The sequence below is a fragment of the Vibrio atlanticus genome (assembly GCF_024347315.1).
In the GTDB taxonomy this organism is placed as follows: domain Bacteria; phylum Pseudomonadota; class Gammaproteobacteria; order Enterobacterales; family Vibrionaceae; genus Vibrio; species Vibrio atlanticus.
Genome location: NZ_AP025460.1, coordinates 762,442 through 773,912 on the forward strand (window position 1 = coordinate 762,442; position 11,471 = coordinate 773,912).

The 11,471-nt window shown below is 40.3% G+C and carries 9 protein-coding genes and 1 other RNA gene; 4 read left to right on the forward strand and 6 right to left on the reverse strand.

Going from position 1 to position 11,471, the window contains the following annotated elements:
* Positions 1 to 64 precede the first annotated feature (64 nt).
* Together OCV30_RS03495 and OCV30_RS03500 are read left to right on the forward strand one after the other, a co-directional pair.
* The gene (locus OCV30_RS03495; RefSeq protein WP_065678511.1) at positions 65 to 3,448 is read left to right on the forward strand and encodes a type I restriction endonuclease subunit R; all 3,384 of its coding nucleotides are present in this window, start codon (positions 65 to 67) and stop codon (positions 3,446 to 3,448) included.
* Between the two features lie 16 nt (positions 3,449 to 3,464).
* Positions 3,465 to 4,166, forward strand: coding sequence for a M48 family metallopeptidase (locus OCV30_RS03500; protein WP_065678512.1), 702 nt, complete (start codon positions 3,465 to 3,467; stop codon positions 4,164 to 4,166).
* Between the two features lie 477 nt (positions 4,167 to 4,643).
* Here OCV30_RS03500 and OCV30_RS03505 read toward each other — a convergent pair whose 3' ends face one another.
* From OCV30_RS03505 to smpB, 5 genes are all read right to left on the reverse strand, one after another.
* Positions 4,644 to 6,986 (reverse strand): DEAD/DEAH box helicase family protein, encoded by a 2,343-nt coding sequence (locus OCV30_RS03505; RefSeq protein WP_065678514.1) that lies wholly within the window; start codon positions 6,984 to 6,986, stop codon positions 4,644 to 4,646.
* 120 nt (positions 6,987 to 7,106) lie between these two features.
* Positions 7,107 to 7,376 (reverse strand): helix-turn-helix transcriptional regulator, encoded by a 270-nt coding sequence (locus OCV30_RS03510; RefSeq protein ID WP_065678515.1) that lies wholly within the window; start codon positions 7,374 to 7,376, stop codon positions 7,107 to 7,109.
* A gap of 334 nt (positions 7,377 to 7,710) precedes the next feature.
* Positions 7,711 to 8,937 carry an integrase domain-containing protein gene (locus OCV30_RS03515; protein ID WP_065678516.1) on the reverse strand — a complete coding sequence of 409 codons (1,227 nt, stop codon included), beginning with the start codon at positions 8,935 to 8,937 and terminating at the stop codon, positions 7,711 to 7,713.
* 180 nt (positions 8,938 to 9,117) lie between these two features.
* Positions 9,118 to 9,484: a transfer-messenger RNA gene (gene ssrA / locus OCV30_RS03520) on the reverse strand.
* Between the two features lie 66 nt (positions 9,485 to 9,550).
* Positions 9,551 to 10,030 (reverse strand): SsrA-binding protein SmpB, encoded by a 480-nt coding sequence (gene smpB, locus OCV30_RS03525; RefSeq protein WP_065678517.1) that lies wholly within the window; start codon positions 10,028 to 10,030, stop codon positions 9,551 to 9,553.
* A gap of 119 nt (positions 10,031 to 10,149) precedes the next feature.
* Here smpB and OCV30_RS03530 point away from each other — a divergent pair, with 119 nt between their 5' ends.
* Both OCV30_RS03530 and OCV30_RS03535 read left to right on the forward strand, forming a co-directional pair.
* The gene (locus tag OCV30_RS03530; protein WP_004735157.1) at positions 10,150 to 10,578 is read left to right on the forward strand and encodes an SRPBCC family protein; all 429 of its coding nucleotides are present in this window, start codon (positions 10,150 to 10,152) and stop codon (positions 10,576 to 10,578) included.
* A 3-nt stretch (positions 10,579 to 10,581) separates the two neighbouring features.
* Positions 10,582 to 10,893: an RnfH family protein gene (locus tag OCV30_RS03535; RefSeq protein ID WP_009848325.1), complete on the forward strand. Its 312-nt coding sequence runs from the start codon at positions 10,582 to 10,584 to the stop codon at positions 10,891 to 10,893.
* Positions 10,894 to 11,049: 156 nt separating this feature from the next.
* Here OCV30_RS03535 and bamE read toward each other — a convergent pair whose 3' ends face one another.
* The gene (bamE, locus tag OCV30_RS03540; RefSeq protein ID WP_009848326.1) at positions 11,050 to 11,409 is read right to left on the reverse strand and encodes an outer membrane protein assembly factor BamE; all 360 of its coding nucleotides are present in this window, start codon (positions 11,407 to 11,409) and stop codon (positions 11,050 to 11,052) included.
* Positions 11,410 to 11,471 lie beyond the last annotated feature (62 nt).

Sequence of the window (11,471 nt, forward strand, 5' to 3'; positions counted from 1 at the left end):
AGATGCCTTCATAAGAAGGCATCATTAACTAGCAATAATAAAAGCGATAAGAGAAGGAATGGCAATGTCAGGTCAGGCTGATGCATCGAAACCAGAATTAGCAGGGGTAGAACGCCCTGCAATCGAGTGGCTTAAAAAGCTGGGTTATATCCATATCAAAGGTAGCCAAGTCAAACAAACCAATAAAGCAGAACCTGTGATATTGGAAGAGGTTCTGATTGATAGGCTCCACGCTTTAAACCCTTGGCTAGCGGAAGTGCCAAGCGGTGCTACTAAAGCGATAAAGCAATTACGTGATATCTGGTTTGCTCAAAACAATGACCTGATGCTTGCTAACCACACCTTCTGGAAAGACGTCCTTTTCCATTCTAACCTGCAACAAAAAGACAAGAACGGACAGCCTCGTAGTATTCGATTTATCAATCAAACAGGCGCAGAAGGAAACCACTTCCACGTAGTTGACCAATACGTAGGGAGGAATGCCAATGACGAACAATTTAAACCTGACCTACTCTTGTTCATCAACGGCTTGCCTTTAGCTATAATCGAATGCAAAGCCAGCTCAATTAAGCTAAGCAAAGGCATTGCACAAATTGATGGCTATCAAGGGGCTTTTAGCCAGCATTTCGCTTTTAATATGGTTTGTGCAGCCATTAATCGTAGCCAAGCAAAATACGGTGCTATTTGTGCGCCAGAACAGTTCTACCTCACCTACAAATTTGATGCAAAAAAGCCTGATGAACAAGCCATTCTTGAAGTGTTGGAACAGAAGTTAGGTAAAGCCCCATCAGAGCAAGACAAGCTTATTTGGGCGCTGTTTGAGCCTTCACGTTTCGTCCGTTTAGTCTGCTTCTATCCGATGTTTGAAGTTGAAGATGGGCGCATGATTAAAAAGCTTCCTCGTTACCAACAATGGCGTGCAGTAGAGAAAACATTACTTCGTCTGCAAGGCAAAGACCCTGCGTTAATGGGCGAAGAGCTTGGTGGGGTGGTTTGGCATACCCAGGGAAGTGGTAAATCACTGACGATGGCACTGCTTGCTCGTTTAATGAGAACAGAAGTCTCAAGCTTAGGTAATCCAAGTATTTTGGTGCTTACCGACCGTACCAGCCTCGATCAGCAAATTCACAATACCTTTATTAATGTAGGGCTTGAAGCTGCAAAAGCGGATTCTGTAGCGGGGCTTGAAAGCATGCTCAGTAATGACTACGGAACAATCTTTACCTCGACAGTACAGAAATTCCAAGAAAGTGATGGCAAACAAATCAATGCAGCACAAGAGTCAGAAGACAGTGATGAAACTGATGATGGAGCTAGCTCTAAAAGCCGAGTGAAGCGTGTTCTAAGGAAAGATGATAACGGTAAAGAGCAGTGCTGGATTGTTAAAGAAAACAACCAAAACTATGGGTTATCTGATTCATCAGGTAATTCACTAAAGCCTAACTGGAAAAAAGTCAGTGAGGAGAAAGTTGATTTTAGAGTTCTGAGTACTAAGCCTAATTTCTATGTAATGGTCGATGAAGCTCACCGTAGTCAATACGGCTTCCTAGCAGCCTTTATGCGAGCTTCTTTACCTCGTGCTAAATTTATCGCTTTCACAGGCACGCCACTCATCAAAGATGACAAAAATACCTTAGGCGAATTTGGTGGTACAGAATACATAGATACTTACCGACTGGATGAAGCAGTTGCTGATGGTGCAACATTACCGATCAAGTACCTAGAAGGGATCTCTCAATGGGGTAGTGACGGGCTGTTAAAACAAGCCTTTGAAGATGAGTTTGCCAATGAACCATTGGCTCGGAAGAAGAAGCTTAAACAAGAGTTACTGAAAAAAAGACGTGGTGCGCTTGGGCGTATTGAAGAGAATGCAAAACATCTAGTGGAGCACTTCCTAACAAGTGTTAAGCCTAGAGGCTTTAAAGGCATGCTTGTTTGTGACGGTCGTGATATGGCAGTGCGCTACAAAGATATGATTGATGAAATCATGGCTGAGCGCCAAAGCAAAGGTCTTCCAACCTTTGAAAGTCGTGTTGTAATCTCTTTGGGGAGCATGACTGAAAAACGTACAGGCATTAGCGAGCAACAAGCTCATTATGAGACTGGTTCAAAAACAAAGCTAGAAACAATAGAAGAGCGAGTTAAGCGTGAGCTTTCGGAAGGTATTAAGCCAATTGCCGTGCCTTCAGATGAGATTCCTAAACTGGTCAATGATGAGTTTAAATTGCCATACGGTGACGAGTCTGAGAATAAAGCAGGTGAAGACGTTAAGGTAAACAATATCGGCTTAGTGATTGTTTCTGACATGCTATTAACTGGATGGGACGCTCCTATCGTCAATACCCTCTATTTAGATAAGCCGCTAAAAGAACACACGTTGCTACAAGCCATTGCCCGAGTGAACCGTACTCGTAAAGGAAAGAAAGCAGGCTACATTGTTGATTATTATGGTGTAGTTGAGTACCTCGATGAAGCATTAAAAATGTACGGAAACGATGTGCAGCCAGATCAAGTATGGACGGATGTTGAGTCTGAATTACCTAAGTTAAAAACTGCTTTAGCTAAAGTTCAGGATATTTTGCCTAAGAAACACAACTTGGTTAAACAGCCTGAATTGTATAAGGAAGATGCTGATCTATTCTTAGACCCTGATACTAAACTCGATATCGTAGAAGATTTCTTAGTCGCAGTGGCAGAGTTCAATAGTCGATTAGATGTAGTGCTCCCCGATGAGCGGGGAGCACCTTTTAAACCTTACTTTAAGGTGTTCAACGAAATCAAACTGCAACTGCGTAATAAAATGCCAGACAGTGCAGATGCCGTTCGTATAACGGCTTCTGAGTCTGAGCTTATTAAAGCTATGTTAGATGAGCACATTGAAGCCAGTGAAGTAAAGAGCCTTCTTGGACGTGAGGTGTCTATCCTTGATGCAGCAGACATGGACTTACTAAGAAAGCAAAAATCTGCTGGTAGTGCTGCTCTCGTGATGAAGAATAAGTTAAAGCACACTATCAAAACAGGCAAAGGCAAAGATCCCGCTTTCTTCGGTGACTTGGAAGAAGAGCTAGAAAAGCTTATCAATGATGAGCGTGAAGGGCGTATAGAGCAAGCCATCTTCCTTGAACAATTAGAGCTGTTTGCTCAGCGAGTTCGAGACAAAGATGCTAAGCCATCAGAGATGGGCTTAGATACGGCTACAGAGAAGTCTGTGTACCACTATCTAGAAAAACAAGTTGATGAGGCTGAAGCACTCGCTTGGACAAAGAGCATTTTTAGTCACCCCGATATTGCGGAAGTGATGCTTTCTCCTATCTGGAAAAAACAGAAAGATATTCATAACGAGATCAAGAAAACAGTACGCACGATCCTGCGAGGTCTCGGTGGTTGGGATATGACAGTCGCTCGCCAGCACTCAAACGAGATCTTTAACATCATGCTGAACAACTGATTGGGTTTAGAACGTTATGCCAGTTTTCCAATATGGAACCACTGAAATCGAGTGGATGTTTAAAGTTGATAAGAAGCTGTCACATCACTACGTCACCGTAGAGAGAGGTAAGACAGTTCTTCTTCGTGGTCCAGATGTGTCAGAAGAAGAGCAACTTGAATTGATTCGTTATCGTGCTCGTTGGATCAAGCAGCGTTTAGCAGAGGTAAACCAGCCGCTAAAAGATGAGATTGTAAGCGGCAGTAGAGCACCCTATAGAGGACGAACGTTCTATTGTGAAGTTATCCCTGCTCCTGAGCTTTCAATGGTCGAGGTTAGCTTTAATCAAAGCCGTTTTAAGGTGTTATCGCCTGAAGGTCACTTTGTTAGCCGAGAGCTATTTAAAGCCGCTCTAGAACGTTTTTATAAGCAGAAAGCTCAAGATAAGATAGGCTCACGCCTACGTCATTGGCTGCGTGAAACTGGTTTAGATGCCACGACATACAAAATTAAAAAATTTGAGGCTCGCTGGGCTAACTGCACTGATAATGATGTATTAGAGTTTCATCCTCGCTGCATGGAGTTTTCAAACAGCGTTATGGATTACATCATCATCCATGAACTCTGCCATACCGTGGAGAAAAGCCACAATAAAGTATTCTGGCAATTAGTGACTAAGCACTGTCCGAACTGGAAAGAGTTGCATGCAGAAGTAGAGCATTCAGGAATGGGGTTATAGTAGAAGTATCAAAGCCAAGTATGGCTTTGATTTTTTCTATTATTTGGCTAGCGATAACTTACTTAACTGCTTTGGAGCAGCGAGGTTAGGCGAAGATATTTCAGTACCTTGGCTTGTTGTATTATGAAAACCAGATCTACTTGAGATTTATTATCATTTATTCCCTCAAGAAAATGTGTTATAACTATGATAACTGTTATAACTATTTTAAAGTTATAAATTTAATATAAGGCTCAAGCGTTATTTTGCTTTAGCACACTCCTAAATCTTCATTTTTCTCTCAAAAAGCAGTGCGTCAAACAGCACTTCTACTGCGTCATTCGGCACTTTCAGTGCGCTATTCAGCATTTCTACTGCGTTATTACGCACTTTAGCTATAGTGACACATATTTTCTTATTTTCATGTTTGCTTAGGGGTATAGCGACCATTGTTGAGTGTATGCTTATTAAAATGATAACAATACACATAAATATTCACTATAACCTATTAAAATAGGATAGAGCGTTGTCTTTGAATACTATCCTTGCTTTACCTGTATTTCCGCTAAACTTTGTTAGATCAGCTCCAATCACATGTAGTGCAGACTTTAAAAATCGAGTTGCTTTATTTTTTGTATTTATCTGATAGGGCGCAGTTACATTAGGAAATTCGTGTCCGAGTATTTTCCAGTGTTTTGCAAGGCAAGCTACTATATTTAGAGTTTTACCTTCATGAATGAAATGATTGCTTTTCTCTCTAACATCAACAGTATCTGAGCGAAAAACTATGCTAACTAGTAAATTAGCGGCTCTGAGTAAGTTAGGGTCATCACTCATTAAGTCGTTAGATTCATCAGGTATAGAGCATACGACTTTAAAAAGTTTCCTGTTGAAAACCTTATCAAACTTAATGTCTTCGCGTGAGATATTATTTAGCTGATAAGTTTTTTTTAGGTTGTACCTCTTACATTCTGCTATTTCTAAAGATGTTAAATTATGACAAGCTGTCAACTGCTGATATTTTTTAGTGCTAATGTCATTAGCTTCAATTATCGCTGAGTCTTGGCTAATTCGAAAAGTTTTCGTTGTATTGCTTATGGCTCTTCGACTTGAGTTCAGCATTCCTGTCTCACACTCTTGAACATCTACATTAAAACCATCCGCATGTAACAGTTGTACTAATGAGAACGCAATATTTTCATTCAAGTAAGATTTCTTTTCATTGTACTGAAGTGATAGAGCGTGAAATTCATCTTTTCTTTCTAATTCTGAGAAATCCTGATGTAGTCTACAGACTGATCTTGGACAGAATATTAATTGTCTAGCACTGCGAAATCTACGTGAGAAATTGATCAATTCGTCTGGTGTTAGAGTACCGTTGCAAAAAATATGAACAGAATTTGTATAGCTAGTTGTAATAGAAAAACCAGCACTTAGGCATGGAGATGCAAGTATTGCTTTATACTTTTGTATCTCGTTCTCTGGATTAGAGAGGAATGCTTTTTGTGCCTTCATCTCTTTGTTTTTTCCGTGAAGGATGAGTACTCCAGATTTAAGAGCTTCAGCTTCACACTCTAAACCAGCTATATTTTTGAATCCTAAGCTGACAGCAGTTGCTTGGAGAGTACTTCGAGTATCAAATAAGAAAACTTTACTTTCAAATAATGTCTGTTTTAGAGTTGTTGAACATAATATGGGTTCCTGAGCTTTGACGATAGCAGTTATGGAAGTATATGGATTCTGCGTGCAGTTCATAAAAATCAAGTCAGGTCTGATCTTCTTTAAAAAGTTAAGGCTGAAATTACTTAGGTCTGCATCACCAACAATCACCTGTTTGGCTTGTTTTAATGCTAAACAAAGCGCGTCATATACTTGTGGTGATTTCATTTCTCGATTGTTTTTCGATCCCACAATTGCGCTGAGTACCTTTTCAAATTCATCTATGATTAGTAGGTCCGCATCCATAGCTTTAAGTAGAAGATGAGGTTTATAGAGACTGTTGATTACTAATGAAAGTCTAGTGCTGTTCTCAATTTCATTAAGCACGGAGGATGAATATGATGTTGCCTGGTTCTGTTGGCAGAATTGTTCACTCAAAGCAACTAAGTGAGATATGTAAACCACTTTCTGAGTGCAACTTGAAGTTTGCGATAGAGGTGAGAAGACGTATTTTGTCTTTCCTACTCCTGTCTTGGCTTTTAAAGCTACTGTTGTGGTATGAGTGAAAAGCTTTTTGTGATTTAGGCTGTGGATATCATCGATATTTTCTGCTTTGAATTCAGTTGCAATTTTATAGTACGAAGATACAGCTTGCTCTTTGTGACTGGTTGCTTGATTGAATAGGTCTACAAATTTTTCAGAAAAATTTCCAGTCAGGTTGTATTTTATTAGTAATGAATTTGCATCTGGGTAACTGAGCGGAACTATCTTTATTGTTTGTTTAACTGCTATAGATAATATTTGATCTGACATTAATAGTTTTGCTAGCTCTAGTAAGTGACCAAGCTTATCTTTACAGTCAAAAAATCTGCCTGTATATACATCAAATATAGGAAGCTGGTAAGAAAAATAGTTATCGATTACGGTATTGATAGCATGCTCACGATATGATTTTGAGTCGATCACTATCGTTGATAATTTTTGTTTTGCTTCTTTGTAATAGGTACATATTTGAGTTGTATTTCGGTGATTTACAGTTTTAGGAGCGACTACTTTTTTATTAGCTAATAGATCAGGAATAGATATGTTTGGGTGCGAGAGCACGCAAATTTCGTTACTCTGAAAGTTGTTGATAATTTGGTGCTGGAAGGGGGCAAGAGTATTTACATCACAAGATTTCATCACATACTACCGAGTTGATGAAAAGTGGAGATCTTTCATTTATATATACATAATCAAAAAATTCCACTTTTTCGAAGAGAAAAAGAACACATGCGTTTACACGCATGCTAGAACTATTGATTAAGCGGCTAGTTGTATAAGTGCTTCACTTAAAAGTGTATTTCTCTTTTCGATAATTCTTTCAACAGTAGCTTTTAAATCTTGATTGGTAGCCATCGCTACAATGATGAGATCTATCTCGTGAGCTAGAAATCCAACAGAATTTGCTCCTAGATCTATAGAAGGAGGAAAAGTGCCGTTGTTGATTTTTCGGTGAAGGGTCGCTTTTGAAATTGAGACTTTTTGAAGAACGTCAGTTTTACGAAGAATTTGGATGTTTTTAGATGTCATATGGGTCTACCTTTAGATCAAAATGAAATAGATTCAGCCCAGTTGCTGCAATTTTGCTAAATACACGCACGACTTCTGATAAAACTTAGAAACATAAGTTTATGTACGATAAATGAGCAAAAGTGGTAAATTTTTGTTTCTGTAATTAAAAAATCTATAGCAACTATATCTTCAAAATACTGAAGATTGGGTTTTGAAAATATTTACACTGCATCTAAAGATGCAAAATCTTAGTAGACTCCTATTGCGTATTGATTACTGATCTAAACTATTGAAAAGGAAGATCTTGTGAACTCCCCTTATTAATACAAAAGTAAGGTTAGACTGTCAACATTTATATGGATTTTTTTGATAAGGTAAAATTCTGCCCAGCGGCAGTGTCAATAAAGTCACTCCACCAAGACATGATCTGTCGTCTTTCCGTTAGGTATTCAGCGTTGTTGTAGATTGCACGAATGGAATTATGATCTACATGAGCTAAAGCAACTTCTATCGCATCTGGATTGAAACATTGCTCGTTCAAAGCTGTACTACCAATCGAACGCATACCATGACTAACAAGTTTTCCCGATAGTCCTGCACGTTTTAAAGCGCTATTTACTGATTGAGTATTTAAGTGTGAGGTTGGTTTAGTATTGCTTGGAAAGATGTATTCTCTGTGGGCTGAGATAGACTTCATGAAATCCAATAGTCTTATCACTGATTGGGATAGTGGGATTTTATGATCTCGTTTCATTTTCATTTTGTTAGCAGGGATCGTCCACACTTCATTCTCGAAGTCTATTTCATTCCATCTTGCCTTTGCTGTCTCGTTAGGGCGAGTGAGAGTATGAAGTTGAAACTCAAAGGCACAGCGTGTTATTACTTTGATGTTAACCTCGGACATCGCCTTCATAACTACTGGTAATTCGTGTGGCGATATCGTTTTTTGATGCTGAACTTTTGGCTGTTTGAATACTTGCTTTATCCCTGCAAAAGTATTTGCTTGGATTTTTCCACTGTTTACGGCGTAGGTCATTATCTCGTTTAAACGCTGGCAAACCCTACGAACAGTTTCTAAAGATCCTGCACTTTCTAGCGGACGCAGTTGATTTATCACTGTTGGGGCTTTTAAGTCATAGATTGCTAACTGACCTAGGTTTGGAAATATATGAAGTTCTAACGAACGCCATATATCATTTGCGTAGTCTTCACTGACGGTATCTCTTTTTAGCTCGAACCATTCTGCCGCGACACTAAAAAGTGTAGTTTCTCGTTCAAGTAACTTATTTGCCAGCTCATTGTCTCTGTGTGTTTTAGGATCAATACTTTCAGCAACTAGTTGCCTCATTTCTCTTACTTTGTTGCGTGCAGAAGATAGCGTGATATCTGGGTATTTTCCTAGACCTAGATTTTTCCGCTTTTTGGTTATTGGGTGGATATAATTAAACAGCCAAGACTTTGTGCCATTTGGCATTATTCTTAGTTGCAACCCGTTACCGTCATACAAAGCGAATTGCTTATCAGTAGGTTTGGTATTTTTGATTTTTGTATCAGAAAGGGGGGAGGTAGCTCTAGCCATCATCTATCCAAATTTATGTAACACAAATAAAGTAACACAGAAAAGGGTGTTACATTTGATGTTACACAAGCCGTGAGAAATAGTGAAATGCAATGAGACACTATGATCCTAACAAAGCTAGCCATCATAAGGCATTAGAACCAAAAACGGGACGCCCTGAGGCGTCCCGATACACGTGTTTGGTGGAGCTGGCGGGAGTTGAACCCGCGTCCAAAAATCATTCATCATTGGTACTACATGCTTAGTCGATCTTTAATTTCACCAGCAACCTGCGAACCGACACGCTAGTTAAAGGCTAACCTGAATTGTTATTCGCGCTTTTCCTCTCAGGTGGGAGAATCCGCGCTAGCTAGTTTGGGTTTGATCTCTTATTGGTCCCCGTCTTACGAGCGGAAGCTAGGGTAAGAGAGCTCTGAGCAGGTTATTAAGCTGCTAGTGCGTAGTTTTCGTCGTTTGCGACTATTTTTTTGCGGCTTTTAACGTGGCCAACCGCCCCACGGCATGCACCTCAGACTTCAAAATTCCTGTCGAATCCTAAATCAGCCCCAAGTGTTATTTGCATAGTACCAGAAAAGCATTGCCTGTCTAGCACTGTGCGTTTAAGTGCTTAAAATTAACGCAAATTACTCTTCATAATTCGTGCTTTATCTCTCGCCCAATCTTTTTCTTTCATATCAGTACGTTTATCGTGCAGCTTTTTACCTTTCGCGACACCAACTTTAATCTTCGCCCAAGAGCGAGACCAGTAAAGCGCGGTTGCGACAAGTGTCATGCCTTCACGGTTAATACGACCGATAAGGTTATCGAGTTCTTTTCTCGACATTAGTAGTTTACGGATGCGTGTTGGGTTCGCCACGATATGAGTACTCGCTTGAGTTAGCGGAGTGATCGTCATACCACTGATGAATGCTTCGCCATCTCGGATGTAGACGTAGCTTTCTGCGATATTGGTTTTGCCTTCACGTAGGGATTTTACTTCCCAGCCTTGTAGCTCAAGCCCCGCTTCTATCTCATCATCGATGAAATATTCGTGGCGAGCTTTCTTATTAAGCGCAATGGTATTACTACCGGCTTTTGATTTATTCTTTGCCATAATGGCCTCATTATACGGATTGCACCCTAGTTGGGGAATCCTTTTTATTTGCGCTCTGGCCCAATACAATTAAAATTGCAGTTTGTGTTAATGTAACGCTGTCTTTAACAGGAGTCTATATGCCAAAGGTTACTCGTTCAGCATTAGTGTCGTTTAGTGCCGACCAGATGTTCAGCTTGGTCAATGATGTTGCTCGTTATCACGAGTTTTTGCCAGGGTGTTCTGGTTCACGTGTGATCGAATCTTCAGATTCAACTATGGTAGCTTCAGTTGATGTCTCTAAAGCGGGTATCAGCAAAACATTTACCACATCGAACCGCTTAGCGGATGGCGCTGAGATCTTGATGGAGCTGGTGGACGGCCCGTTTAAAAAGCTACAGGGCGGTTGGTATTTTACTCCGCTCGATGAGCAAGCGTGTAAGGTTGAGCTTAAGTTAGAGTTTGAATTCTCTAGCCGAATGATTGAAATGGCATTTGGTAAGGTTTTCAATGAGCTGACGAGTAATATGGTCAGTGCTTTTACTCAACGCGCGAAACAGGTCTACTAAGCCATGACTATTGAATCGGATATGATCCACGTAGAGGTTGTGTTTGCACTTCCGCATGAACAGCGTGTGTTTACTTTAGTAGTAAACAAGCACGCGACCGTTGAAGAGATCATTGCGCAGTCTGGCGTTTTGGAATTGTACCCAGAGATCGACTTAGCAAAAAACAAGGTTGGCGTATTCAGCCGCAACGTTAAGCTAGATGCGACGGTTCGCGATAAAGATCGTATCGAAATCTACCGAGCACTGTTAGCCGATCCAAAAGAGATCCGCCGTAAGCGTGCTGAGCAAGCGAAAGCAGCCGCAGCTAAATCGTAATGCTAAAAAAATTCGACTAAGAAGAGAGCTCGCAATGTTGGCGAGCTTTTTTGTGCCTGTTGGTTAGACACGCAGCTAATTTGTTAGCAGATATTAAAAAGCCTGCTCGTGTGAAGTGAGCAGGCTTTTGCGATTCATACCTTGTCGACTGGAAAGCTAGCGAAGGCTTTCGAAGAACTCATCACTGGCTTCAAAATCACCATTGATCGTTACTAGAGTGCCAGTGGCATCAAAGTTCACGACAAGGTTTTTCTGGATAGGGTCGTTATGGCCTTTTTGGTGGTGGTAAATGTAGTACCACGTATCTGGGTAGCCATTTTCGATAAGCATAGGTGAGCCCATAACGTAACGAACTTGTGTTTTTGTCATGCCAAACTTGAGCTGGTCGACAGCTTCTTGTTCAACATAGTTACCCTGATTGATGTCAATTCGATAAACCAACTTCTCTAGTAGAGAGCAACCGGTCAACATTGTTAGTGCAAGTGGAACTGCAACTAACCACTTTTTAATTCGCATAGTTTGAGATCTTTCTTCGCTAAAATACTGCCTGATAATAAACAAGCTCCAGCAAGAAGTAA

Coding starts and splice junctions, on each gene's coding strand:
- OCV30_RS03495 (WP_065678511.1), top strand. CDS start 65: ATGTCAGGTCAGGCTGATGCATCGAAACCAGAATTAGCAGGGGTAGAA.
- OCV30_RS03530 (WP_004735157.1), top strand. CDS start 10,150: ATGCCAAAGGTTACTCGTTCAGCATTAGTGTCGTTTAGTGCCGACCAG.
- OCV30_RS03500 (WP_065678512.1), top strand. CDS start 3,465: ATGCCAGTTTTCCAATATGGAACCACTGAAATCGAGTGGATGTTTAAA.
- bamE (WP_009848326.1), bottom strand. CDS start 11,409: ATGCGAATTAAAAAGTGGTTAGTTGCAGTTCCACTTGCACTAACAATG.
- OCV30_RS03505 (WP_065678514.1), bottom strand. CDS start 6,986: ATGAAATCTTGTGATGTAAATACTCTTGCCCCCTTCCAGCACCAAATT.
- smpB (WP_065678517.1), bottom strand. CDS start 10,030: ATGGCAAAGAATAAATCAAAAGCCGGTAGTAATACCATTGCGCTTAAT.
- OCV30_RS03515 (WP_065678516.1), bottom strand. CDS start 8,937: ATGGCTAGAGCTACCTCCCCCCTTTCTGATACAAAAATCAAAAATACC.
- OCV30_RS03510 (WP_065678515.1), bottom strand. CDS start 7,376: ATGACATCTAAAAACATCCAAATTCTTCGTAAAACTGACGTTCTTCAA.
- OCV30_RS03535 (WP_009848325.1), top strand. CDS start 10,582: ATGACTATTGAATCGGATATGATCCACGTAGAGGTTGTGTTTGCACTT.